The following is a 25243-nucleotide window of genomic DNA, read 5'->3' as shown; positions in this document are numbered from 1 at the left end:
GAAACCATGAGCGCGATACAGGAAAAGCTGACCGGTCTGCTCGTCACCCAGCTCGGCGTGCCCGCCGGGAAGATCGAAGCGGACATCTCCTACAAGGACCTCGCCCTCGACTCGCTCGCACTGATCGAGCTCACCATGCTTCTCAACAAGGAACTGGGGATCGAGCTCGACGACGACCTCCTGCAGGGCGAGACGACCATCGCCGACACCGTCGAACTCATCGAGTCCCAGGGCGTGCGGGCGTGAACATCCCGTCGAAGGGGGCCGTGGCGATCACGGGTCTGGGACTCGTGACCGCGGCCGGCCTGGACGCGCGGACGAGCTGGGAGCGGGTGTGCTCCGGCCGGCCGACGGCCGCCCCCGATCCCGAACTCGCCGGTCTCCCGGTCGACTTCTCCTGCCGCGTGCCCGGCTTCGACGCAGGGGCCCTGCTCGGGCCGGGCAGCGCCTGGCGGCTGGACCGTTTCACCCAGCTGGCGATCGTCGCCGCCCGCCAGGCGGTGGCCGACGCGGGCCTCGACCCGCAGAGCTGGGACGGCACCCGGGTCGGTGTCATCGTCGGCAACTCCCTGGGTGGCACGGCGACCTGGGAGGAGCAGCACCGCCGGTTCCTCCAGGACGGGCCGAAGAGCGTCTCCCCGCTGTTGATTCCCATGGGGATGCCGAACATGGTCGCGGGCCATCTGGCCATCGACGTCAAGGCGTACGGGCCGAGCATGGTCACGGCCACTGCCTGCGCGTCCGGGAGCAACGCGATCGGCCTGGCCCGGGATCTGCTGCGGTCCGGCACCTGCGACGTGGTGCTCGCCGGAGGGGCCGAGTCCGCGCTGACGCCCGCGACCGTCACCGGCCTGACGCGGATGGGCGGACTGTCGAGGCGGCGCGAGGACCCGGCCGCCGCGTCCCGGCCGTTCGACGTGGCGCGCGACGGCTTCGTCGCCGCGGAGGGCGCGGGGATCCTCGTCCTGGAGCGGCCCGAGGACGCGCGGGCGCGCGGTGTCCCGGTCTACGCCGATGTCGTGGGCTTCGGCTGGTCGTCCGACGCACACCACGCCACCGCCCCCGACCCGAGCGGCGCGGGCATGGAACGTGCCCTGCGCGCCGCCCTCGCCGACGCGGGGGTCGGCGAGGGCGAGGTGGACCACGTGAACGCGCACGGCACGTCCACTCCGCTCAACGACGTCACCGAGGGACGCGTGCTGCGCCGGGTCCTGGGCGAGCGCCCGCTGGTCACGTCGACCAAGGGCGTCACCGGGCACGCGCTGGCGGCAGCCGGCGCCATCGAGGCCGCCTTCACCGCGCTGGCACTGCACCACCGGGTGGTCCCGCCGACGGCCAACCTCACCGAGCTCGATCCCGAGATCGACCTCGACATTCCGACGGGCACGGCGGCCAAGGCGGATGTGGAGGTCGCGGTGAGCACATCACTCGGTTTCGGCGGCCACAACGCCGCGCTCGTACTCGCGGCCGCCTGAGAGGAAAGGGAGGAAAAGTGCGCCTGAGGAATCTGGGCAACACGGGAATCAAGATCGGCAGCGTCGGCCTCGGGTGCATGGGCATGAGCTGGCTGTACCAGGAGTCCGCCCGCGACGACGAACGGTCCGTCCGGGTCGTCAACGAAGCACTCGACCTGGGCGGGAACCTGCTGGACACGGCCGACCTCTACGGGGCGGGCCACAACGAGACGCTGCTGGGCAGAGCCATCGCGGGCCGCCGTGAGGAGGCCGTCGTGGCGACGAAGTTCGGCATCGTCCTGGACGACCTGAAGCAGCGGGCGGCCCATCGCGACAACTCGCCGGCCTATCTGCGCACGGCGGTCGAGGGCAGCCTGCGGCGGCTGGACATCGACGTCATCGACCTGTACTACGTCCACCGCATCGACCCGGCGGTGCCGCTGGCGGAGACGTGGGGCGCGATGGCCGAACTCGTCGAACAGGGCAAGGTGCGCTGGCTCGGCCTGTCCGAGGCGACCGTCGCACAGGCCCGGGAGGCGCACGCGATCCACCCGGTGACCGCCGTCCAGTCCGAGCTGTCGCTGTGGACGCGCGATGCCCTGGAGGGCGAGCCGGGCGGGATGGTCGGCTGGTGCGAGAGCGTGGGGGCGAGCTTCGTCCCGTTCGCTCCGCTGGGCCGCGGCTTCCTCACCGGCACGCTGCACGCCGGCCAGTTCGAGGACAGCGACTTCCGCGCCGCCAACCCGCGTTTCCACCGCGCCGCGATGGAGGCCAACCAGCGCATCGTGGATGTGATCCGGGAGGTGGCCGACCGCCGTGCGGTCACGCCCGCCCAGGTCGCCATCGCCTGGACGCTCGCGCAGGGCGAACGGGTGGTGCCGATCCCCGGCACGAAGAACTCCCGCTATCTGCGGGAGAACCTGGCCGCGGCGGAGGTCCACCTCAGCCAGGAGGACCTGGCCGATCTGGACGCGCTGCCCGCGGCCCAGGGACACAGGTACTGAGCGCATGAGCGGCCACACCCGACACACCGGCAGCGAGCAGACGAGCGGCGGCGTGCGACCGGTCCGGATCGCCTTCTTCGACGTCGACGAGACGCTCATCGACGTCAAGAGCATGTTCTCCTTCCTGGAGTTCCACCTCGCCGATCCCGATCGCTACCGGGCGGCCGCGGACGCGCTGACCCGCGCGGCTCGGGCCGGCGTGCCCCGCGAGGAGACCAACCGCGCCTACTACCGCAACTACGCGGGGATGGAGCGGGCGGCGGTCGCCGAGAGCGGGCGGCGCTGGTTCGCCGGAGAGCGTCGGCGCGCCGGGTTCTTCCACCGGGAAGCCGTGGGCGAGCTGCGCCGGCTCCAGGCCGAGGGACACCGCGTCGCCCTGGTCTCCGGGTCGTTCCGGGCCTGCCTCGACCCGATCGCGGAGCACCTCGGTGCGGACCACGTGCTGTGCAGCGAGCCCGAGGTGGTCGCGGGCCGTTACACGGGCGAGGTGCTCAGCACCGTGATCGGCGAAGGAAAGGCCGCGGCCGCCCGGGCCCTGATGGACCGGTCGGGAGCCCGCCCCGAGGCGTGCGTGGCCTACGGCGACCACGCCTCCGACCTGCCGCTCCTGGCCTGCGTGGGCCGGGCGGGGGTCGTCGGCGACGACCCGGTCCTCGTGGAGCACGCCGACCGTCTCGGCTGGACGAGGCTCCCCTCAGCCGTCGGGTCCGCAGCGACAGCACAGGGGACCGCCGCTGCGGACCCGGCCCTCGCCCCGCCTGCCTCGCGGGCGCCCTCCACCCCGCCAACCCCATCCGCTCCATCCACGTCGAGCACGGAGGAAGTCTCAGATGCGACTCGGTAACGGGCTGGGTGTCCGGGCCGTCACGACCTGGCTGCCGCGGGCCGTCGAAACCGCCCAGGACGCCCTCGCACGCGGCAGGATCAGCGACGAGGACCTGAGGAACACCGGCGTCACCGAGGTCCCCGTGGCGGACACGGTCTCGGCGCCGGACATGGCGGTGGCGGCGGCCCGCGACGCGCTCGCCGCCGCGGGCTGGGACGGGTCCGGCCTCGGCTTCACCACACACGCCTGGATCCACCACCAGGGGCATGACTTCTGGTCGCCCGCGCATTATGTGGCGCACCGCGTCGGCGCGGTGCGCGGGGTGCCGCTGGGCATCCAGGTGATGTGCAACGGCGGCGGAACCGCCCTGGAGGCGGCCGCGTCCCGGCTGCTGGCCGACCCCGCCACGGGCTCCGCACTCGTCACCACCGGCGACCGGTTCCCCGACGAGGGGTTCGACCGCTGGGCGGGCGACTACGGCGTCTTCTACGGCGACGGCGCCACGGCTCTGCTGCTGCACGAACGCGACGACACCGTCGACGAGTTCACGCTGCTGGGACTGTCCAGTGCCGCGGTCTCGGCGGCCGAGGGGCTGCATCGCGGCCGGGACGAGTTCTCCCCGGTGAGCCGGTGGATCAGCGACCGGGTCGACGTCAGGCGCACGAAGAAGGCGTACATCACCGACGTCGGCCTCGACGGCTTCTACAGCGGGGTGCACACCGCGCTGCGCACCATCGTCACGACGGCGCTGGCAGAGGCCGGCATCGATCCGGACGACCCGCGCATCCGCGTCCTCGCCCTGCCCCGGGTGGGCATCAAGGTCCGCCGCGAGACCTACCACCCGGCGGTCGAGGGCCTGACCAAGGCGCGCATCGTCGAACTGGGCGACCGTACCGGGCACTTGGGCGCCGGCGACATGGCGGCGAACCTGACGGCCGTCCGGGAGCAGGAGCTGCTCGCGCCGGGCGAGATCGCCGTCGCGATCTCCGCGGGCGGCGGTTTCGGCTTCACCTGCGCGGTCGTCGCCCGGCCCGTCCGCTGACCCACCTCTCTCCCCACACCCCCCCATCACCCCCTGAAAGGGAACGTTTCATGAGTACGGTCCGTCCGGACACCGCACGCGGCAATCCGACGCTGACTCTCGCCGCGGTGTGCCTCGCCGTCCTGGTTCTGCCCGCCTCGCTGACCGGTACCTCCGTCGCGCTGCCGGACATCAGCTCCACGCTCCACGTGGGGCTTGCCCCGCTGCAGTGGGTGGTCAACGCCTACAACCTCGCCTTCGCCTGCTTCATGCTGGGCTGCGGCTCGCTCGCGGACATCCTGGGGCGGCGGCGGATGTTCGCCGCCGGCACCGTGCTGTTCGCCCTGTCCAGCCTGGCCAGTGCGGTGACGTCGAGCATCGCCGTGCTCGACGTGGCCCGTGCGCTCGCCGGACTCGGGGCCGCCGCGGTGATGACGGCGGGTGCCGCGACGCTCGCCACGACGTTCGAGGGTGCCGCGCAGGCCCGCGCCTTCGCGATTCTCGGCTCGTCGGCCGGTGCCGGTCTGGCGCTCGGTCCGTCGACCGCGGGTGTGCTCGTCAACGCCTTCGGCTGGCGTGCGGTGTTCCTGTCGCACCTGGTCGTCGCGGTGATCGTACTGGCCGCGGTGCCGAAGATGCCGGAGTCGAGGAACCCCGCCGCGACCAAGGTCGACTGGGCCGGCACCACGACCTTCACGCTGTCGCTGTTCTGCCTGATGTTCGCCGTCGTCCAGGGCCCGCAGCAGGGCTGGGCCAGTGGTACGACGCTGCTGCTGTTCGCCTCCGCGGCCGTGCTGATGGCACTGTTCGTCGTCGCCGAACTGCGCCAGCGGCAGCCCATGTTCCAGCTCTCGCTGCTGGGGCAGGGCCGCTTCATGGCGGTTTCACTGATCCCCGTCGCGCTGTCCTTCAGCTTCGTGTGCCTGCTGGTGCTCCTGCCCACGTACTTCACCTCGGTGGCGGGGATGAGCATCAACGCCTCGGGCGCCACGATGATGCTGCTCACCCTGCCCGTCCTGGTGGTGCCGCTGGTCGTCAGCAAGCTGGTCAAGAACGGGGTCTCCACCCGGCTCGTGCTCACCCTGAGCCTCGTGGTCGCCGCGGTGGGCGCCGGCTGGCTCACCCTGATCGCACCGGACGTGTCGGTGGCCGCGCTGGCCGGCCCGCTGCTGCTGCTCGGCATCTCCATGGGCATGACGGCCGGTCTGGTCGACGGCGTGGCGATCACCTCCGTGGAGCCCGCCCAGGCGGGTGCCGCCGCGGGCATGTTCAACACGATGCGTCTGGCCGGTGAGGCGTTCGCCATCGCCGTGATGAGCGCCGTGCTGCTCAACTCGACGCGCGCGCACATCACCGACGGTCTGGCCGGCGTACCGGGGACGAAGGGTGCCGACGCGGGCGCCCTGGCCGACCGCGTGATCAGCGGCGATCTGGCCGGAGCGGCCGGTACCGTCGCAGGCTCCGCCCGCTCCGCCTTCCACGACCTGCTGACCGGCAGCTACACCGACGGTCTGCACCTCGTGCTGTGGGTGGTCGTCGCGATCTGCGCCGCGAGCGCCGTGCTGGTGGGCGTGATGCTCCGCGAGCCCGCCCAGCAGGCCGCGCCCGCCGCCGAGAAGGCCGCCGTATGAGCACCCCCGCGAGCGTGCTGCCCGTCCTCGTCACGGGCGCGGGACCGGCCGGGCTGACCGCGGCGACCGAACTCGTCCGGCGTGGCGTACCGGTCCGCTGCGTGGACAGGGCCGAGGGCCCCAGCACCCTGTCCAAGGCGCTGGGCCTGTGGCCGCGGACCGTCGAGCTGATCCACCGGGTCGGCGGGCGGGACCTCCTCGCCACCCGCGCGCTGCCCCAGTCCCAGATGCGGTACTACTCCGACGGGAAGGTCATCGCCAACCTCCGCTACCGCCCCGCGACGCGGCCGCTGATCTGTCCGCAGCCGGACATCGAGGAGGTCCTGCGGGCCAACCTCGCCACCGTCGGGGGTGCCGTGGAGTGGGCGACCGAGCTGCTCGGCTTCGAGCAGCTCGGCGACCGGGTGCGGGCCAGGCTGCGCGGCCCGGACGGCACCGAGCACGAGGAGGAGTTCGCGTACCTGGTGGGGGCCGACGGGGCGAGCAGCACCGTCCGTGGACACCTGGGCGTCGGCTTCGAGGGCTCCACGTACGAACTGCGGTTCGTGGTGGCCGACGTGATGGTCGACACGCGTTTCGACCACCGCATGACGCACTACTTCTGCTCGCCGCGGGGCATTCTGGTGGCCTGCGGCCTGCCGGACGGGCGCTGGCGCGTGTTCACCTCGGCACCTCCCGGGGTCACCCAGGAGGACATCGACCTGGCGGCGGTGCAGCGCCTGGTCGACGAGCGCGGACCGGGCGGCATCCGGCTGCGCGACCCCGACTGGATCAGCGTCTTCAACGTGCACGCACGGCACGCCGAGTCGACCCGGGTCGGCCGGGTCTTCCTGATCGGGGACGCCGCGCACATCCACAGCCCGGCGGGCGGTCAGGGCCTCAACACCGGGGTCAACGACGCCCACAACCTGGCGTGGAAGCTCGCCCTCGTCTGGCACGGGCGCAGCGCGGAACGGCTGCTGGACACGTATGCCGGCGAGCGCGGGGAGGTGGCGCGCGCGGTGGTGCGCCAGGCCGACGTGCAGACCAGGCTGTGGCTGCTGGGCAAGCGGCACCAGGTCGTCCTGCGGGACAACGCCCTGCGGGTCGCCTCCGGCCTGCGCCTGTTCGACGTCGCCTACATTCCCTGGCTCGCAGGCCTGCGGACCAGGTACCGGACCGATGCGCCGGCCGGCGGCAGGGTCGCGGGCTTCGTGGCCGGCGCGCTGGTGCCGCAGCCGCTGCGCGGTCAACTCGACGACCTGCGGCACACGTTGATCCTCGTCGGGCGGCCGGACGAGGAGGTGCGGGAGCTGAGGCGGTGGTGCGCGGAACGGCTCGGCGTGGTACTCGATGTCCGTACCGTGGCACGCCGCGGCCGATCGACGCTGGTGCTCGCCCGGCCGGACGGCCACGTGGACGGGATCAGCAGGGACGCCCCCGAGATGCGGGCACGACTGACCGACCTGTTCCGGCCCCTGCTCGGGGCCCGGCAGGAGGAACAAGAGAAAGCGAAGGCACACACGGCATGAGTCTTATTCCGGACAGCCACCGGGATCTGCTGGAGCGGCCGCTCTTCGGCCACCTGGCCACGATCCGCCGGGCGGGCGGACCCCAGGTGAACCCGATGTGGTTCTCCTGGGACGGCGAGTACATCCGCTTCACCAACACGACGATCCGCTACAAGTACAAGAACATCACGGCGAACCCCCAGGTCGCGGTGTCGGTCAACGACCCGGAGCAGCCCTACCGCTATCTGGAGATCCGCGGCGAGGTGGTCCGCATCGACGACGACTCCTCCGCCGAGTTCTTCGCGCAGCTCGCCGAGCGGTACGGCATGAAGCTGGACGGTCCGCCGCCGGACGCCGAGCACCGGATCGTGTACGTCGTCAAGCCCACGTCGGTCAGCTACCAGTAGCCGCCCGGCCGCAGGCCGCCGGGTCAGTTCCCGGCGGTCTGAGCGGGCAGGAGGTCCGCGACCGGTGCGGTGCGCGCGCCGAGCGCGGTGAGCCGGTCGAGCGCCTCGCGGTGCTGCGCCTCGTCCACGCTCGCGGTGGCGTCGGAGACGACCACCACGTCGTAGCCCAGGCGCACCGCCGTCGTGGCCGTGGCCGCGACGCCGTGTGCGGTCGACAGTCCGGCGACCACCAGCTCGGTGACCTGCTCGCGGCGCAGGACGTCGTGCAGCTCGGTGCCCTCGAAGGCGTCGAGACCGTTCTTGGTCACCAGGTGGTCGCCGGCGCGCGGTGCGCACGCGGGGACCAGCTGGTTGGGCGCGGCGCCGATGCCGCCGTCGGCGCCGTCGGCGCGTACGTACCGGACGAGAACGACGGTCGAGGAGCCGGTGTGCGCGAAGTGCTCGCGCAGCCTTCCGCATGCGTCGACGACGGCGTCGCCGCTGACCGGCTGCCACGGCATGTCGACGATCCACCGCTGCAGATCAATCAGGACAAGTGCCGTGCGGGCGCGGGTCATGTGTTCCCCCAGGGACGGATGATCGGCGGTCGTCGGCACACTACCAAGGGGACAAACAGCCCAGTGGAGAGGCCAATCACGACGCGGGACGGACTGCGGCTGTGGACGGAGACGTTCGGCAGCCGCCGTGACCCGGCGCTGCTGCTGGTGATGGGCGGTTCGGTGCCCGGCCTCGTGTGGCCGGACGAACTGTGCCGACTGCTCGCCGCGGACGGCTACTTCGTGGTGCGTTACGACCACCGGGACACCGGCAGGTCGGGGAAGTCCGACGACGAGTACGACCTGTCGGTGCCGGCCTCGGACGCCGCCGAGGTGATCGTCGGGCTCGGGCTGGGCCGGGCGCACGTGGTGGGCCAGTCGTTCGGCGGCATGGTGGCCCAGTTGCTCGCGCTCGACCGGCCCGAACTCGTACGGTCGCTGGTGCTGTTGTCCAGCTCCCCGGACGCGAACGGCGACGTGTGGCAGCCGCCGCGCACCGGTCTGTCCGGTCCACGCCCGCCGATGCTGGAGCGGGTCGCCAGGCTCACCGCGTCGCCGCCGTGCGGTCCCGAGGAGTCCCTCGCCGCCGCGGTCGACGGCTGGCGGGTGCTCGTAGGGCCCCTCGTGCCGTTCGACCGGGCCTACTGGGAGGACCTGGTCCGGCGGGTGATGGCCCACGGGGTGCTGCCCGACACGTCCGGGCGCCATCTGACGGCCCTGGACCGCACGCCCCCGCTCACCGACCGGCTCCCCGCCCTCGACGTGCCGACGCTCGTCGTGCACGGCGAGCAGGATCCGGTCTTCCCGCCGGATCACGGTGAGGAGCTGCGCCGGGTGATTCCCCGCGCGCGTCTGTGGCGCATCGCCGGCATGGGGCACATCTTTCCCCCGCACTGGTCGTCGACGATCCGGGACCTGATCGTCGACCACCTCCGCCGGTCGCACCCGTCGGATCTCGCCACCCGGCGCGTGCGCCGGACCTGAATCGCGTACGAAGGAGACTGTGATGCGTCGTCACCTGACGGTCCGGACCGCTTCCGCGCACCCGCAGCCGAGAGCACGGGTGGGCGCGGCGTCGGGCAGCTGCCTCCCGTACGGCAGGGGCAGACACACAACGCCGCCGCGCGGTCCGGGTCCCGCTCCGGGGGACGGTGTCCCGTACCCGCCTGCGTCCGGTGTCGTCCCGCCGCCGGAGGACGCGCCCGCACCCCAGAGCGACATGCGGAGGGACTTCCTGCGAGCGCTGCGCAGCCCGCGTCCCCTCCACCCCCTCGACGACCCGGCTGCGTCGGACCCGGTGACGACGGCGATCTGCTGGTTCACCGGTACGGCATGACCGGCGTGTCGCTGATCCGAGTCACCTCAACTCGTTGAAATCTTAAGGGATTTGCCGTGTGACCTACCGAACAACGCGCCGTCACCGCATCGATATTTTTCGTCCCCTATTCTGGCAAGTGCACGGCCCGACAGACCCCCGTGTGCGCATTCTGGCAATGGCGCGGTGCGCTGAGCGGGGGGCGGCTGTGCACACGCCTACGGGGGAAGGCAACAACCGCATGGTACGAACGGAATTCGTCCCGTCGCCGCGTGCCGCCGCGCACAGCGCCGGAAACAACTTCGGAATTTTGGGAACACTCTCTGCGTCAATCTCCGGTAATGAAAAGATCATAGATTCCGGAAAGCTCCGGGTACTCCTGGCCGCGCTGCTGCTGCGGGCCGGATCAGTGGTCGAAAACGACCGTCTCGCGGACTGGTTGTGGGACGAGCGCCAGCCGTCGAACCCGCGCGGGACGCTGCACACGTACGTACGCCGACTGCGGCTCCTGCTCGGCGACGCGGACCTGGTGGCGACCGCCGCCGGCGGCTACCGGATCGACGTGGACGAGGACGAGCTGGACCTGACGCGGTTCCGCCGCCTGGTCCTGACCGCACAGCGGACGGAGACGCCGGAGGAGCGCGCGCGGCTTCTGGCCGAGGCGCTGAGCGTCTGGCGCGGGGCGCCGCTCGCGGACGTTCCGTCCGACTCGTTGCGCCGCGACGAGTCCCCGGCACTGGAGGACGAGCGACTCGGCGCGCTGGAGGCGTACTTCGAGACCGAGCTCCACCTCGGCAGGCACGCGCAGCTGGTCAAGGAACTGCGCACGGCCGCGATGGACAATCCGCTGCGGGAGAACTTCTGGAGCCTGCTGATGCTCGCCCTGTACCGCTCGGGGCGGCAGGCGGAGGCACTGGACGTCTACCAGCAGGCCCGCCGCGAACTGGTCGAGCAGCTCGGCATCGAGCCCGGCGAGCGGCTGCGCGCGCTGCACACCGGGATCCTCGAATCGGACCCCGCACTGGCGGCCCCGGACGGGCCTCGTCCCGGCGTGGACAGGGTCGTCACGGTACCTGCCCAACTCCCGCCGCTGGCGCTCGGGTTCGTCGGGCGCGACGACATCGTCGGCCGGGTCGAGGCGGTCCTTCCTCCGGTGCGAGGCCGTACCGGGGTCCCCGTCGTGGTCCTGTCCGGACCGCCCGGCGTCGGCAAGACGGCACTGGCGGTGTGCCTCGGCAGACGGATGCGCGCCGCGTTCCCGGACGGACAGCTCTATGTGAACCTGCGCGGCTACGAGCGGGGCGGGGCGTATGCGCCGCTCCCGCCGGACCAGGTGCTCTCGCAGTTCCTGCGCAGCCTCGGCGTGCCGGCGGACCAGATCCCGGTCGACCCGGTGGAGCAGGCGAACCTCTACCGGTCCAAGCTGACCGGGAAGAACGTCCTGGTGGTGCTGGACAACGCCTCCAGCGTCGAGCAGGTGCTCCCGCTCGTCCCGGGGGACGCGGGATGTTCCGTACTGATCACCAGCAGGCACCAGTTGCGCTCCCTCGCGGTCACGCACGGCGCCCAGGTGATCGGCGTCGGCACACTCAGCCCGCAGGAGTCCGCCGAACTGGTCACCGGCATGATGCGCCAGGCCGGGGTGGCGATGGACCCGGAGGTGGTGCGCGAAGTGGCCGAGCTGTGCTCGTACCTACCGCTCGCCCTGCGGATCGCCGCGGCCAACCTGATCAGCGCCCCGGGCGGGCAGACCGAGGCCTATCTGGAGAGTCTGCGGCGCGGCAACCGCCTTGCCGCCCTCTCCGTCGACGGCGACACGACCTCCGCCGTCTCCACGGCCATCGCCCTGTCGTACGACGCGATGACGCCGGACGACCGCGCCGTCTTCCGGCTCACCGGGCTGTTCCCCGGCTCCGACTTCACTCCGGCGGCCGTCTCGGTGCTCGCCGACATCAGCGAGGCGCAGGCGCGGACCGGACTGAGCCGGCTGGAGACCGCCAGCCTGCTGCATCAGATCGCGCCCGGCCGCTACCAGTTCCACGACCTGTTGCGCGAGTACGCGCAGGACCGTGCGATCGAGGAGCACTCCGCGCAGGCGCGGGCCGAGGCGCTGGAAAGGCTCGGCGGGTGGTACCTCGCGGGCGCGTGCGCCGCCGCCGATGTGCTGTACTCGGAGTTCGTCCGGCTCGCCGAACCGGCCCGGCCGCACGCGACGTTCGACTCGCCGCGGTTCCGGGACGAGAGCCACGCGATGGCCTGGCTGCTGGCCGAGCGGCGCAACCTGATGGCCTGTGTGCGCCACTTCGGCACGCACGGCCCGCACCATCTGTCCTGGCACCTGGCCGACGCGCTGCGCGGCTTCTTCTGGACGGGCAAGTACCGCACCGAGTGGGACGAGACGACCCGCATCGGCCTGTCCGCCGCCGAGTCCCTGGGCGACGAGCCCGGCATCGCGGCCATGCACCGCAGCCTCGCCAACCTGCACAACACGCTGGGCGACTACGAACGGGCCATCGCGCACCAGGAGAAGAGTCTCGCGCTGCACGACCGGCTCGGCATGGCCGAGGAGGTCGCGGCCATGCTCAACAACATGAGCCTCGCCCACCTCAGCCTGGGCCGGGGCGAGCAGGCCGAGAAGGCGGCGCGGCAAGCGCTCGACACCGCGCGCAGCATCCGGTCGCCCCGTCTGGAGGCCACCACCCAGGGCCTGCTGGGGTTCATCCACTGGACGCAGGGCGACATGACGCGTGCCGACGAGTTCCTCACGGCGTCGCTGGCCGTCGCCGACACTCTCGGCCTGCACCACATCAGTTCCTACAGCCTGCGCAACCTGGGCCTGGTGCGTCAGGCCACCGGGGAGCTGTCCGAGGCGCGGTCCTGCTTCACCCGCGCGCTGAAGGCCTCCGAGTCCATCGACTCCTCCTACGACAGGAGCATCTCGCTGTACGGGCTCGCCCTGGTCGACCTGGATCTCGGCCGGCACGAGAGTGCCCAGGAGTCGGCACAGCGCGCCCTGAGCTCGTTCCAGGAGTGCGGCGACCGCACCTACGAGGTGGAGACGTTGTGCCTGCTGTCGGCCATCAGCGCGAAGCTCGGCGCGTTGCCGGAGTCGGCCGGCTATGCGCGCATGGCGCTCGACGGAGCCCGGCAGATCCGTTACGTCGACGGTGAGGCGTACGCGCTGGCGCGCCTCGCCGTCGTCGACCGGCTCATGGACGGGGAGGGGGCCGCGGCACACGCCGAGTCGGCCCGCTCCCTGGCCGAGTCGAGCGCGAACCGTGTCGCCCGCAGCAAGGTCCTGCTGGAACTGGCCCCGCTGTACGTGAGCCTGGGAGATCCGGACCGTGCCGAGGAGTGCGCGCAGCTGGCGCTCGCCCTGTCCCAGCCGACCGCGCAGCGCCTGAACGTCGCCAGGGCCGAACACGTCCTGGGCACCGTGGCCGCGCTCGCCGGCGACGACGCGCCGGCGCGCGCGTACTGGACCCGGGCCCTGACGGCGTTCACCGAGATCTGCGCCGCGGAGGCGGACGACGTACGGGCCCGGCTCCACGCCGACCCGGCAGCGTCACCACAGGACACCAGGACGACCGGGAAGGCCGGGACGACATCGTGAACAGCCTTGTGATGACAGCGAGTTCGGCAAGGACGAGGCAGGGCGGACTGCGCCGGGTCGCCGTCGCCTCGATCGGCAACGCCATGGAGTGGTTCGACTGGGGCGCGTTCGTGACGTTCGCCGCGCTGCTCGGCGCCCAGCTCCAACCGGCCGGCGACGCCACCACGAACGTCCTGAGGACGCTGTCGGTGTTCGCCGTCGGGTTCCTGTTCCGGCCCCTCGGTGGGGCGCTGATCGGCGCGTACTGCGACCGCCGCGGCCGTAGCGCCGCCCTGCGGCTGTCCCTGCTGATGATGGCGGGCGGCAGCCTCCTGATCGCGCTCATCCCGCCCCACCGGACGGTCGGCGTCCTGGCCCCGGTGCTGCTGGTGGTGGCCCGGGCGTTGCAGGGACTGTCAGCGGGCGGCGAGAGCGCGGCGATGAGCACGTACGTCAACGAGACGGCCCCGACCGGGCGCCGCGCCCTGTACTCCAGCGCCATCTACATCAGCACCACGCTCGGCACGCTCGCGGCGACGCTGATCGCACTGCTGCTGCACAGCACGCTCACCCCCGCGGAGCTGGGCAGCTGGGGCTGGCGCGTTCCCTTCGCGGCCGGCGCGCTGCTGGCCCTGTACGGCTGGTACCTGCGCGGGCGGATGGACGAGACGCCCGTCTTCGACACAGTGCGCGAGCGACCGCGCAACCCTGCCTGGCAGGCGGTCCGCACCCACCCGCGCGCCGCGGTTCGCGTGGTCGGCTTCACCCTGGGAGCGACCGTCGTCTACTACACCTTCGCCTCCTACCTGCCCCTGTACGCGCAGCTCCGCTACGGGATGCCGGCGAACGCCGCGCTGTGGGCCGCCGTCGCCGCGCAGGTGGTGTTCATGCTCGCGCTGCCCGTGCTCGGCATGGCCGCCGATCGGTTCGGCCGCCGTCCGCTGCTGCTGGTGTTCGGCTGCGGGTTCGCCTGCCTGTCCCCGCTGTTCCTGGGGGTCCTGTCGGGCTCGGCCGTACGGCTGTTCGCGGTGATGACGGCGGCGCTGCTGCTGTTCGGCTGCTACGCCGCAGCCGCGCCGACGGCGACGCTCGAGATGTTCCCCACGGCCCTGCGCTCCAGTGGCGTCGGACTGCCGTACGCGCTGACGGTGGCCCTGTTCGGCGGAACGGCGCCCTACCTGAACGAGTACCTCGCCACACACGGTCACGCCGACTGGTACCGCTGGTACGTGGCGGCTCTCTGCCTGCTCAGCACCGTGTCGTTCGTCCGGTACCGGGAGACGAAGGACGTGGACCTGACGGCCGTGGGACGGACCTGACGACGGCGCCGCCCCACGGCCTCACCGCCCGGCCCTGCCCCGATCATGGACGCATGGAATCGTGGACGATCAAACACTTCTCTCAGGCCAACCCGGCGGGAGCCGGACAGAACGACGTGCCCGCGCTTCTCCGCAGGGTCGCGGACTCCGTCGAGAGCCTCGGCCCGGTTGAGGTGCAGGACCTCGTCCTGCACACGGAGTTCACCGGGGACGGCCCCTGGCCGTCCCTTACGGTCTACTACCACAGCGCCGAGAGCTGACCGGCTCTGCATGAAGCGCCCGCACACGTGGCACGCCGCAATCATGCGAAGGAGAGGGCCGGTCCGTGTGCCCCCGGCAGGATCGAACCTGCGACAGCCGCTTCAGGAGTTCGATCCGAGCGCAGCCCGGCGGCGTCACCGCATGGTTGGGTCGAGCGTGCGGTGACCTTGATCATCGCCGGCAGGCTGACAGAGCCTCGCGTGGGAAGTGCATGCTTGTCCGACTGACCCGCTGTTGACGGCGGCAGCGGTCGCGCCCTGGACACTCAGTGTCCGTACGGGAAGTGGGATGCGGCGAGAGTTCGAGCGGCGAGCGCCCTGTGTGCCGTGGCGGTCGCCCTGCCGGCGGGCGCCTGCGGTGGTGCTCCGAAGGCGCTGCCGCACGTGACGGCGGCGGACGTCCTGGGTCACTGGACAAGCGACTGCGGATCGACTCTCACGGTCGAGCCGGACCGTACCTTCACCGTCCGGGATCTCCCAGTCGGCTTCGCGCTGGGCTCCGGAGCGGTGAAGCGCCTGGCAGCCGGCCACGGGTACCTCTACGCCGGGGCCAAGGGGGCCACCCCGCAGACTTTCGACCTGAAGTTCGGCGAGGAGTTCTACGACCTGGACCAGGTCCGCAAGGGGGACTCGATCGCCCTCCGCGCCGTACTCGGCGACCCCAGCGACAACCGGTGGTGCGAGTTCTCTCGCCGCTCCCGCGCCTGACCGGTCAGGTCGGGCATCCGGTCCTTGGCGTGTGACATCAGCGGAGTGCGTTCTTGCCGGCGTCGGCGCCGACGCGAGGCGGCAGCAGAAACGGTCCGAGATCGTTCACTCCCCGGGGGCGGGCCACCGCCGCGCGGGGCCGCTGAGCGGTGTCCCATGTCCGCGCTCGGCTCGGCCCGACGGGCCCGTTGAGGGCATCGCAGCCACCGCACTACCATCACCTCAATTGATCATTCAAGTTAGGTACAGCGTAGGACTGGACATTTAAGTGCATGCATCCGCCCCCTTGCGTAAGACCATGACTTGAATGTTAAAGTCATCCACGTGAGGGAGGGCCGCCCGGCTCGCACACCGACGGGCAACGGCACCCACCACCCGCCGCACGTGGCGAGAGATCTGTGCGGCGGATCTCGGACTCTGAGAACCAGCCTGGAGGAACACGACATGAAGTCGCTCAAGTGGAAGACGATGATCGCCGCGGCCGCGGTCGCGAGCCTGGGCAGTCTCGCCATTGCCGCTGCGCCGACACAGGCCGCGAGTCCCGTCGCCGGCAGCACGCGGGTTCACACCGTCGCCGGCTCGGAGGCCCGCGCGGACCTGAGCCCGCGCGAGCTGGCGGCGCTGCCGCTCACGAACCGCCACCTGACCAAGCGTGAGATAGCCAATCTCGCAGTCGTCCTGCGCGAGTACCACGTGGCGGAGGGCAACAGCCTGGACGTCGACGCGTTCGTCAACGGCTTCGCCAAGGACGGCGTCTTCAACGACGTCGTCGCCGGCAAGACCTATCAGGGCAAGGCGCTCGGTGACGTTCTGAACAACATGGCCGGCCTCTTCCCCGATGTCCACCGTGAGCTCAAGCGCATCACTGTGAACGGCGACGTGGTGAGCATCGAGCTGTCGATCCAGGGCACGTTCGAGGGGCCGCTGCAGACGCCGGCGGGCACCGTGAAGCCGACCGGCGCGAGGGTCGACGTGCCGACCGCCGACTTCTGGTACCTGCACAACGGCAAGGTCGAGAAGTTCAACTGCTATGTCGGGTACACGGACATGTTCGCCCAGATGGGCGTGAACCTCGACTGGGCCTCGGCGGTCGCCAAGGGCTGAGCCGAACCCCGGCGGGTGATGCCCGGCACTACCGGCCGCACATCACCCGCCGGGGTTTGACGAGGTCTGCCTGACGGCGCGGTCCCATCCGTCTCCATGGAAGGCCGAAAGGCTCCTCGGAGACCTGCTCCGAGGGGCCTTTCTGATGCTCCGACGCGGGTCAGAGTGTCATTGGATCGTGCCTCCGGCAGGATTCGAACCTGTGGCACTCGCTTGAGGAGTGGGATCGAATCCCTGCCAGGTGGTGCCTGGCGCTGCCGCTCGGTGCTGTCTCTCCTGGTCAGAACCGCACGGCGAGCCACTTGATCCGGCTCATGCCGCCCTGTATCGGGCTGTCCGCTCACGCATCGCTCACGCGCTGCCGCTGCTGAGCGGCGCATGGGTCAGATCTGGCCGAGGTCGATCTTCACCGGGAAGGGGGCCACTACCTTGAGGATGCCGGTGAACAGGTCTCCGTCCCGGTCTTCGTCGCGCGGTCGAGAACGTAGGTGTACACAAGGGGGGACGCCCGTCGCGGCCTGCTCGATCCGCCAGTGGAAGCCGATGCCTGCCTTGGCGTACTGGTCGACCTTTTAGCGTGGTGCCCTCGTGGCGGCTCTGTCAGTGCCTTCTGCCAGCATGCTGCCGTGACAGTCACATCACCCGATCAGCGCCCGGACGAGGCCACCCTGGAGTTCCTCTGCTCCGCATTCGAGCCGGAGTGGCGCGAGCCGGCACTGGGATACGAAGCCGTCTCGGCGTGGGAATCCGAGAACGGGGTCGTCCTCCCGGAGCCGTACCGGAGCCTGGTTGCCGAGATCGCCAACGGGTCATCCTTTGGGCCACCGGAAGACGGCGGCCTCCTGCCCTTGGGCTGGCTCCCACCGGACTATCCCTGCCAGGGGGATCGGAATCCCTCTGCTCTGTTCCCGCTCCAGGAGACTTGGGCCTGGGAAGGCGAGCCCCTGGCCGAAGACCACCACGAGCGCGTCGCCGATGTCTACAACCACGGCTCCATCGTGCTCGGCACCGAAGACGGACCCTCATCTTTCTGGGTCCTCGTCGTGACCGGTCCCCAGCGAGGCAAGGTATGGCTTGTCACGGACGTCGGCGCCTATCCGTATCCGATGCCGGAAGCGCTCGGCTTCCTGGAGTGGGTGCAGCGCTGGCACGCTGGCGACGGCTGGTGGGACTGACGTAACCGCATGGAGCCCGATGCACTGCGAAGGCGTCGGGCTCGAATGTATGGGCAGGGATGCTGGCGCTGCCGACGGGGAATTACGTGGAGTTCCACATTTTGCGGTCTGGCCTCATCCTCATCAGATCGATCACGGTGTCTTCCAGGCCCTGCATCTTGCTAAGGAAGCGGCTTGACGCCGGCCGCTAAAGTACGCCGGAATCCGAACGTGTTCGCGGCTGTTGGCGTCACCGCTGATGTCACGACCGCGGGCGTCACGGCCGAGCTGCACTTTCACGATCTGCGGCACACGGGAAACACGCTGGCCTCCACGGCCGGGGCCAGCACGCGGGAGCTGATGACGCGGATGGGCCACAGCAGCTCGCGGGCCGCGCTGATCTACCAGCACATGACCAGCGACCGTGACCGGGCCATCGCCGATCGGCTCGGCGCCGTGATCAGGGGTGGTGGGGGGAGCGGCTCCGGGCCCCTCCGAGAAGGACCCCGCGGACCCGTAGTGGCACGCGTGTGGCACGACGCCTGAAACGCCGAAGGGCCAGCCCGGGAGGAAACCCTTCCCGAGCTGGCCCTTCTCTCTGTGCCCCGGCAGGATTCGAACCTGCGACGCCCGCTTTAGGAGTTCGATCACCAGGTAGGGAGTTACTGGCGGCTCATGTGGGGGCAGGCCACGAAAGGTCTCCACGGGGTGCCTACGTCTGCTGCCGTTGATGTCAGACGTGGATGTCAGCTAGCTCTGTCACCAACCACCGAACAGTGGTTGCAACGCAGCCGCTATGCCTGACGTGATCGCCAGGACGCCGCCCACGCTGGCAAGGATGGTGAAGGCGTTTGAAGTGAAGATATCGTCCCCTACATACCAGTAGGTTACTCGCCAGATGGGTGTGTTCTCGTCCGTCGTGAGATTGACCATGACAGACCGGGCGGAGCGGATCCGCTGTCAGCGGTTGCTCGTGGTGCCGATGTCGACGATGTGGTTGTACCGCTCCACCAGCACGAAAAGCTTGATCTTCTGCGTCGTCTCCCCGCTGCCGAAGGTCAGGGTGACGATGACCTCATGGCCGTTACCCACGGCGCCGTTGTCGGTCACCGTCCACTCCCGCGGGACGTTTTGGGCACGCAGGACACCGTCCGCCCCGTGCTTCTTCTCCCAGTCCGCCAGTCGCTTGGCGAAGTCGGGCGTCAGGTAGTGCTTGCGGAGCACCGTTTCCAGCGTGGCGTCCGGGTCCGTGTAGTCGCCGATCGCGTCGATGTACGCGCCGTAGAAGTCGGCGACCCGGGTCACCACTTGGCCGCTCGTGCCGCTGACCGACTGCGGTGCGGCGGCGGACGACTTTGCGGGGGCATGGACGGATGCCTGTGCCGACACCTGTGTCGACACACCGAGTCCGACAGCCAGGACGAGGCCGGCGGCGACGGCCGCGCGGCGGCCCGGACGGCGGTGTGCGGGGGACTTCCTGTTCATGTGCATCTTCCTTTTCTGGTCCATATGTGGTTGCTCACGGCCCGGTGTCTTCGTGCCGGGGCCGTCGTGTGGCTATCGCCTTTTCGGGTCGGCGAGCGCTGCCCCAGAGTCATGAACATCTGCTGCTGCGCGGACCCATTCCCCTCCTCCCTACCGCGGCTCGGGGCGCGATCGACGACACCAAGTCCTGCTGAATCGCGCCGAATGACCCTGTCAGCGGTCGATTGGCCGCCCTCCCCACCCCCGTGGCGGAGGGCGGCCCCGGTCATGCGGTCAGCGGAGCTTGTCCACGGCCCGTGACGGCCGTTTGAAGGCCCTCACCGGCGCCATGCCCGAAGTCGCCAGACGGGTGTCAAAGACGGCCCCAGGAGGTCACCGTGTGCAGGCCGTAGCCGTGCCCGCTCGCCTCGACAGGCAGCGTGCCGTAGTCCTTCAGCGTGGCCTCGGTCTCCGAGCCGGCCTTCTCGATGCGTGCGCACAAGGACTTGATGTCGTTGCTCGGCCGCGAGAAGCGCCCCTTCGTCACAGCCGTCCTGGACAACTGCACCCTGACCTGACGGACGGTCGCTCCTGTCGAGTTCGATGCGGAGCTCCCGGTACCAGGTCCGGGCTGTCGCCGCCCGGCGCCATGCGTAGACAGCGGTCCTGTTCCACCGCCTCCGGTACGCAGGCGGCGACCTTGCCGACCGTTCAGGACGGGGACGAGATTGGATACGACGGGAGTTGGGCTGCCGTGAGGAAGCCGACGCCTTGGCCGCGACGTTTGCCAGTGTGGTGAGCGTCGTGCCGAGGGCGAGCCCGTGACGGCGAGTGCGAGGGGCGGGCCTGCTCGGGTGCGCTGGTGCATGGGTGTCCCCCGTGAATGAGTGCATGAGTGTCGTTTGTCGCCCGCCGCCGACTGGTCGGTCCGGTCCTGGTCGGTGCGACACCAAGAGCTTCAGCCGTCACGACGGCTCCGCGCAACGCCGGACGCCCGCCTGGCGAGGGTGGAACCATCCCAGCCCATCTGACGTGCAGGTATATGGACCGCCTGAGATACGGGGACACGTGGGAGATTGGGGGAGCGGTGTCGACCGAGGACGACGTCGAGCAGTTCGCGGCGCTGCTGCGCCGGCTGAAGGACCGCACGGACCGGAGCTACGGCTCCCTGGCCCGCCGTCTCGGCATGAACACCTCCACGCTGCACCGCTACTGCGCGGGCGAGACGGTCCCGCAGGACTACGCCCCGGTGGAGCGGTTGGCTGCCTTCTGCGGAGCAACACCGGAGGAACGCCTCGATCTGCACCGCCTGTGGCTGCTCGCGGTGACGGCACGACAGAGGCCGAGGGCGGGTGAGGAGGCAGCGGAGCCGACAAAGACCGAAGGAGCACTGAAGCCGACAGGGGACGAGCGGGCTTCGGGTCCGGACAGCCGGACGGCGGGGCGTGCGGGTGGCAGCACGTGCAGTGTGGGTGGTGGCGCCGACGGCATCGGTGGTGACGGGGGCGGCACGAGCGGTTCACCACCGCGACTCGATGCGGGCGCCCCCGACGCCGCACTGGCTACTCCCGACGCTCCCGGACCGGGCAGTTGCGAGTCGACGGCCCAGTGGGATGCGGTCCGCTCAACTGGACGGCCCTGGTACCGCCGTCGCCGTACCGTCGTCAGCGCAGCCACGGCGACCGTACTGCTGGTGACGCTGGGCAGTATGTCGGCGCTGTCGGCCGACCGGTCTCACGACAACTCCGCCAAGGCCCCCGGTCAGTCCCGTACGACAGGAAGCGGTACGTCACACCACCCCTCGGCCACTGCGGCCAGCCCCTCCCGCAGCCGTTCTTCGGCCTCGCCCTCCACAGGAGCACGGGCTTCAGGGAGCCCCGAGTCGAAGGGCGGATCGTCGGCGGAGACGAAGAGCGACGCCCCCGTGCCAACCGGTGTGCCGCTCGCGTGGACCGCCGACTCGCAGATCTGGGACGGCGGTTGCGGACACGACTACGTCATCGGCAAGGAGCCGGCCCAGGTGCCCCCGCCGCCGGTAGAGCAGGACGCCGGAGTGTGGGCAGCGACGCAGCAGGCGGTACCTGGGCGGCAGACGATGGTGCAGATCTCGGTGCAGGGGAAGTCGTCCACGGCCGTGGTCCTCGCGGCCCTCCGGGTCCGTATCGTCAGCCGCGGCACCCCGGTCACCGGCAACGCGTACGCCATGGGCCAGGGCTGCGGCAGTGATCTGCCGCCCCGCAACTTCTCCGTGAACCTGGACGTCGACCGCCCGATCGCCCACGCGCGCCCCGGCAACGACAGCGGAAAGCCCGTCCCCGCGGTTCAGTTCCCCTATCGCGTCTCCGCCGAGGACCCGGAGGTGCTGCAGGTCACCGCGACGACCGAGGCCTACGACTGCAAGTGGTACCTGGAACTGGACTGGTCATCCCAGGGCCGCACCGGCACGGTCCGCATCGACGACCACGGCCACCCGTTCCGCACCAGCAGCATCAAGGGCCTGCCCCACTACTGGTACGGCACGAACGACCACGGTGTGCGTCAGTGGGTAGCCACCGACGTTTGAGGGAACGTGGGAGCTGCTCGGGCCATTTTCGCGATGTGACCGTTCCCCCCACCCAGGCCCATGCTGCTGGAGGGGCCGGTTGCTGCCGCTTCGGCCAGGAACGCCCGCCGCGTTCCACTCAGGTTCGGTGTCGGCTCAGGCATGACACCTGTCATATGCAATACCGGACGCAGAGTACTGGGGCTCCCGGGTGGACGTCCGTACGGTACTTCCCATGACGAAGAGCAACGGGGAAAGCCCACAGAAGACCGACATCAAGATGAGCCTGATCGGCGGTCATCGCCTGGCAGGAGCCACCCTCCACGAGAGGACCGTCACCACTTCCCTCATCGGTGGTGCCGACGTCGATCTGACGGACATGGACATCCCGGACGGCACCGAGCTGCGCATCACCAAGTTGAGCCTGATCGGCGGCGTCAGCCTCAAGGTCCGCCGCGATGTCCGGGTGGAGGTCCACGGGCTGCGCCTGGGCGGAGTGAAGGACGATGGCCCGAGTGAGCCGGGTGGCCCGACGGTCCGGATCGACGCCTGGGGCCTGGTTGGCGGCGTCAGCGTCACCCGCGCCTAGTTAAAGTTCGAAGAAGCCACCAACCTCCCACAGGCAGATGACAGATGACGGATCGGGAGACGAGACGCAGATACCGCTGGGGTCGTGGCCAGTGGACACGGTGCGTGACCGTCGCCCGCGCCGTATCTTCACTGCATGCTGGACAGGTGCACGCTTTTCCAACTGTCCGCGCGGCCGTCCGGGGGCGTTCGCAGGGGTTCATAGGGCAGGTAGCGGTCATAGAGGTCTGTGAAAGTGTGCCCGTCCGCCCTGTCGTCCGCTTGGCGCGCGCCCTCCCACACAGCCAAGTCCTAGCTCATGCCCGGAGGCTCTCACACCGCACTGACAGGCTGGCATTGCCGGTAGAACAGGCAAGGTAGGCGCAATGGACGGTCTCTCAGCCGAGGGCACCATCAGCTGGGGAAGCGACGGCACTTGTGCCGCGAACCGGCTCCTGACCTCCGCCCTACCTGCTCTCGGGGCCCGACCTTCCCTGTGCTAGGTTGCGCCCCTTGATCGTGAAAGCTATGTGGGGGCCTTTCATGAAGCTGGCGCGATTCTCGCCGCCGACCGCCGCAGCGTTGCTCGTGGGACTGACGACTGTCATCGGTCCCGGCGCGGTCGACTCGTACGCGGCGTCGGACATACCGCTGCCGATCGTGCACTTCTCGCACATGGTCGTGGACGCTCCGCACGGACACCTGTTCATCAGTGGCGGCGCCAGCACCGACGGCATTCTCGTCACCGACCTCGACGGCGGGAACCCGACGATGATCAGTGGTGAGCCGGGTGCCACCGGTCTCGCCCTCTCCGACGACGGATCCGCGCTGTACGCGGCTCTTCCCGACCAGGACGCGATCGCAGCGATCAACACGGAGAACCTGACCGAGTCGGCTCGTTACGGCACGGGGGCGGGCACCCATCCGGACTCGCTGGCCGTCGCCGGGGGCACCCTCTGGTTCGGGTACGGCACAGCAGGCGTTGGCGGCATCGGATCCGTCGACGGAGCCGGTACGGTCAATTTGGCCGGAGATTCAGACAGTTGGGCAGGGCCGCCGCTGCTGGCGACGACCCCGACGCCCTCCGGCGTACTCGCGGCCGCGGTGCAGACGGGCGACACGTCCGCCTTCGTCACGTACCGGGCGGAGGGAGGTGCCCTGACCCGGCAGGCGGCGAGGGCGCTGCCCTTCCCCGACTTGGGCGACCTCGCGGTCACTGCGGACGGGCTGCACCTGGCGGTGTCGTCATCGCAGAATGCGAGCATCGGCCGGTACCGCACCTCGGATCTGGCGGTTGACGGATTCTTCGCCACGGCGGTGCCCGCCAGGTCTGTCGCTGTGGCTCCGGACGGCACCGTAGCGGGCGGCGACGACGGGCTCGAGGCGTTTCCGGAGACGGGCGTGGGCTACTACAACGACTACGAGTTCGGCTATCCGCTGAGCCCGGCCGCACACGGCGTTGCCTGGGCACCGGACGAGAGCCGGCTCTATGGCGTGGCCGTGGACGCCTCCGGGGGAACACCGACGCTCCACGTCGCTCGAACCCCGGAAATCGCGTCGGTCGGGCTCTACGGAAGCGCGACAGAGCCGATCGCCCCCGGCGAGGCCTATTCGTTCCGGGCGGGGTTCGATTCGCCCCTCAGCCTCAGAGCCGGAGAATCCATGATTCCCGGCACTGTACGGATCACGCGCTACGACGACGCCGATCCGGACGGCGTGCTCATTCCAGACCCGACGACGACCCCGGCGAATGCGGCCGACTGGTTCGGCGCCTACCACGTCGCCGGCACTGTCCCCCTCACCGGCCCACTGAGCTTCCGCGTCGACTACTCCGGAAGCGGCCACTACGGCCCGGCTGGCCAGACCTTCGACATCCCTGTAGCGAAGTACGCGCCCACCATGACGCTGACAGCTCCCTCCGCCGGCGACCGTGCCGCACCGATGACCGTCACCGGTCACCTCACCTGGCCCCATGCGCATGTGACGACCGGCGCGGTCCACATCGTCAAGACCGACCTGGCGCACCCCTCCGGCTACTCGCTGGGCACTGTGCCCGTCGCCGCCGACGGCAGCTTCGCCTTGCACGACACCCCGCAGGTCGGCGGCGCGAACACGTACGCCTTCACTTACGACGGTGGCACCTCCTACCTCCCGGTCACGGAGTCGGCGAAGGTGCAGGTGTCCCGAGCCAATCCGACCCTGAGTGTGGCGACCGACGCGAAGTCGTACCACTCCGGCGCGACCGTCAAGGTCACCGCGCATCTGGGGACCACGTACAACTCCCGCTCCGTGACGCTGTACGACCAGCCCGCGGGCAAGTCGCGGACGCAGCTCAAGAGCGGCAAGGTCGACGCGCACGGGAACCTCGTCGCGTACTACAAGATCACCCGCAACACCGTCTTCAGCGCGGCCTTCGCCGGGGACTACCGCCACGCGCCGCGCACGGTGACCACCAGTGCGACCCTCACGCCGACGGTCCGGACGGAGATGCAGTGGCCGCTCTCGACCAGCCGCATCGGATCCACCACCTACCAGGTCTTCTACAAGTCCGAAGTCAACATGGGCTTCAACCTGCAGGTAACTCCCCATCAGTCCGGCGGCTGTATGTCGGTGTACGTCGAGCACTACCACTCGGGGGCCTGGCACCAGGTCACCTCGCAGAGTTGCGTGCCCTTGTACTCCGACGACTGGTACGGCTACGGCCGGGCTCTGAAGCTCTTCGCCAGCAACGACCACTACCGAATCCGCGGCCACTACACGCCGCCGGCCAAGGGCGCGCAGACCGGCAGCGTGTGGAGTCAGTGGATCTACCTCACCGTGCGCCCCGGCAGCCCCTCATGAGGCCGGGC

21 protein-coding genes and 2 pseudogenes are annotated in these 25243 nt (G+C 70.2%); 19 read left to right on the top strand and 4 right to left on the bottom strand.

All coding sequences use genetic code 11. From position 1 onward, the window contains the following. The first annotated feature begins 6 nt into the window (after positions 1-6). From ACFY2Z_RS09600 to ACFY2Z_RS09565, 8 genes are read left to right on the top strand one after another with little or no spacing between them, the layout of a single operon-like run. Complete coding sequence (locus ACFY2Z_RS09600; protein WP_390743610.1) at positions 7-246, top strand: acyl carrier protein; 240 nt, start codon at positions 7-9, stop codon at positions 244-246. A gap of 2 nt (positions 247-248) precedes the next feature. Then, positions 249-1475 (top strand): beta-ketoacyl-[acyl-carrier-protein] synthase family protein, encoded by a 1227-nt coding sequence (locus ACFY2Z_RS09595; RefSeq protein ID WP_390743802.1) that lies wholly within the window; start codon positions 249-251, stop codon positions 1473-1475. Between the two features lie 17 nt (positions 1476-1492). Next, positions 1493-2458 (top strand): aldo/keto reductase, encoded by a 966-nt coding sequence (locus tag ACFY2Z_RS09590; protein ID WP_390743609.1) that lies wholly within the window; start codon positions 1493-1495, stop codon positions 2456-2458. A gap of 4 nt (positions 2459-2462) precedes the next feature. Then, on the top strand, positions 2463-3302 hold the full coding sequence (locus ACFY2Z_RS09585) for an HAD family hydrolase (RefSeq protein WP_390743608.1): 840 nt from the start codon (positions 2463-2465) through the stop codon (positions 3300-3302). After that, positions 3289-4326, top strand: a complete 1038-nt coding sequence (locus ACFY2Z_RS09580) for a 3-oxoacyl-ACP synthase (RefSeq protein WP_390743607.1) — start codon at positions 3289-3291, stop codon at positions 4324-4326. Before ACFY2Z_RS09585 ends, ACFY2Z_RS09580 begins: the two co-directional genes overlap by 14 nt. Before the next feature lie 50 nt (positions 4327-4376). Next, positions 4377-5936, top strand: coding sequence for an MFS transporter (locus ACFY2Z_RS09575; RefSeq protein WP_390743606.1), 1560 nt, complete (start codon positions 4377-4379; stop codon positions 5934-5936). Beyond that, positions 5933-7447, top strand: a complete 1515-nt coding sequence (locus ACFY2Z_RS09570) for an FAD-dependent monooxygenase (RefSeq protein ID WP_390743605.1) — start codon at positions 5933-5935, stop codon at positions 7445-7447. The genes ACFY2Z_RS09575 and ACFY2Z_RS09570 overlap by 4 nt, the downstream gene beginning before the upstream one ends. Beyond that, positions 7444-7833: a PPOX class F420-dependent oxidoreductase gene (locus ACFY2Z_RS09565; RefSeq protein WP_390743604.1), complete on the top strand. Its 390-nt coding sequence runs from the start codon at positions 7444-7446 to the stop codon at positions 7831-7833. The genes ACFY2Z_RS09570 and ACFY2Z_RS09565 overlap by 4 nt, the downstream gene beginning before the upstream one ends. 23 nt (positions 7834-7856) lie before the next feature. On the opposite strand, the gene ACFY2Z_RS09560 is transcribed toward ACFY2Z_RS09565, so the two are convergent. Next, positions 7857-8390, bottom strand: a complete 534-nt coding sequence (locus ACFY2Z_RS09560) for a cysteine hydrolase family protein (protein WP_390743603.1) — start codon at positions 8388-8390, stop codon at positions 7857-7859. Between the two features lie 63 nt (positions 8391-8453). Here ACFY2Z_RS09560 and ACFY2Z_RS09555 point away from each other — a divergent pair, with 63 nt between their 5' ends. The 6 genes from ACFY2Z_RS09555 to ACFY2Z_RS09530 all read left to right on the top strand — a co-directional run bounded on the left by ACFY2Z_RS09555 (position 8454) and on the right by ACFY2Z_RS09530 (position 16667). Next, positions 8454-9353 (top strand): alpha/beta fold hydrolase, encoded by a 900-nt coding sequence (locus tag ACFY2Z_RS09555; RefSeq protein WP_390743602.1) that lies wholly within the window; start codon positions 8454-8456, stop codon positions 9351-9353. Between the two features lie 509 nt (positions 9354-9862). Beyond that, a complete protein-coding gene (locus tag ACFY2Z_RS09550) occupies positions 9863-13297 on the top strand; it encodes a BTAD domain-containing putative transcriptional regulator (RefSeq protein ID WP_390743801.1) in 3435 nt (1144 codons plus the stop codon). A gap of 11 nt (positions 13298-13308) precedes the next feature. Then, positions 13309-14595 (top strand): MFS transporter, encoded by a 1287-nt coding sequence (locus ACFY2Z_RS09545; RefSeq protein ID WP_390743601.1) that lies wholly within the window; start codon positions 13309-13311, stop codon positions 14593-14595. Positions 14596-14648: 53 nt separating this feature from the next. Further along, positions 14649-14855 (top strand): hypothetical protein, encoded by a 207-nt coding sequence (locus ACFY2Z_RS09540; RefSeq protein ID WP_390743600.1) that lies wholly within the window; start codon positions 14649-14651, stop codon positions 14853-14855. A 327-nt stretch (positions 14856-15182) separates the two neighbouring features. Continuing rightward, the gene (locus tag ACFY2Z_RS09535) at positions 15183-15563 is read left to right on the top strand and encodes a hypothetical protein (protein WP_390743599.1); all 381 of its coding nucleotides are present in this window, start codon (positions 15183-15185) and stop codon (positions 15561-15563) included. Positions 15564-16007: 444 nt separating this feature from the next. Then, the gene (locus ACFY2Z_RS09530; protein ID WP_390743598.1) at positions 16008-16667 is read left to right on the top strand and encodes a nuclear transport factor 2 family protein; all 660 of its coding nucleotides are present in this window, start codon (positions 16008-16010) and stop codon (positions 16665-16667) included. A gap of 383 nt (positions 16668-17050) precedes the next feature. On the opposite strand, the pseudogene ACFY2Z_RS09525 reads toward ACFY2Z_RS09530, so the two are convergent. Beyond that, a pseudogene (locus ACFY2Z_RS09525) lies at positions 17051-17239 on the bottom strand (Uma2 family endonuclease); the annotation flags it as partial. Between the two features lie 54 nt (positions 17240-17293). Between ACFY2Z_RS09525 and ACFY2Z_RS09520 the strand changes: the two are divergent. Next, positions 17294-17842: an SMI1/KNR4 family protein gene (locus ACFY2Z_RS09520; RefSeq protein WP_390743597.1), complete on the top strand. Its 549-nt coding sequence runs from the start codon at positions 17294-17296 to the stop codon at positions 17840-17842. Between the two features lie 249 nt (positions 17843-18091). Beyond that, a pseudogene (locus tag ACFY2Z_RS09515) lies at positions 18092-18367 on the top strand (tyrosine-type recombinase/integrase); the annotation flags it as partial. 414 nt (positions 18368-18781) lie between these two features. Here the strand turns inward: ACFY2Z_RS09515 and ACFY2Z_RS09510 are convergent. Together ACFY2Z_RS09510 and ACFY2Z_RS09505 are read right to left on the bottom strand one after the other, a co-directional pair. Next, on the bottom strand, positions 18782-19306 hold the full coding sequence (locus ACFY2Z_RS09510; RefSeq protein ID WP_390743596.1) for a hypothetical protein: 525 nt from the start codon (positions 19304-19306) through the stop codon (positions 18782-18784). Between the two features lie 352 nt (positions 19307-19658). Continuing rightward, complete coding sequence (locus tag ACFY2Z_RS09505; RefSeq protein ID WP_390743595.1) at positions 19659-19832, bottom strand: hypothetical protein; 174 nt, start codon at positions 19830-19832, stop codon at positions 19659-19661. A gap of 495 nt (positions 19833-20327) precedes the next feature. Between ACFY2Z_RS09505 and ACFY2Z_RS09500 the strand changes: the two genes are divergently transcribed. The 3 genes from ACFY2Z_RS09500 (at position 20328) to ACFY2Z_RS09490 (ending at position 25235) form a co-directional block, all read left to right on the top strand. Then, entirely contained in the window at positions 20328-21848 is a 1521-nt protein-coding gene (locus ACFY2Z_RS09500; RefSeq protein ID WP_390743594.1) for a helix-turn-helix domain-containing protein, read from the top strand. A 214-nt stretch (positions 21849-22062) separates the two neighbouring features. Further along, the gene (locus ACFY2Z_RS09495; RefSeq protein ID WP_390743593.1) at positions 22063-22416 is read left to right on the top strand and encodes a hypothetical protein; all 354 of its coding nucleotides are present in this window, start codon (positions 22063-22065) and stop codon (positions 22414-22416) included. Positions 22417-22937: 521 nt separating this feature from the next. Next, positions 22938-25235 (top strand): hypothetical protein, encoded by a 2298-nt coding sequence (locus tag ACFY2Z_RS09490; protein WP_390743592.1) that lies wholly within the window; start codon positions 22938-22940, stop codon positions 25233-25235. Positions 25236-25243: the final 8 nt, after the last annotated feature.

This window comes from Streptomyces sp. NPDC001222, from assembly GCF_042896945.1.
GTDB classification, from domain to species: domain Bacteria; phylum Actinomycetota; class Actinomycetes; order Streptomycetales; family Streptomycetaceae; genus Streptomyces; species Streptomyces gibsoniae.
Note: the sequence above shows the minus strand (reverse complement) of the source record. Positions and strands in the feature narration are given on the sequence as shown.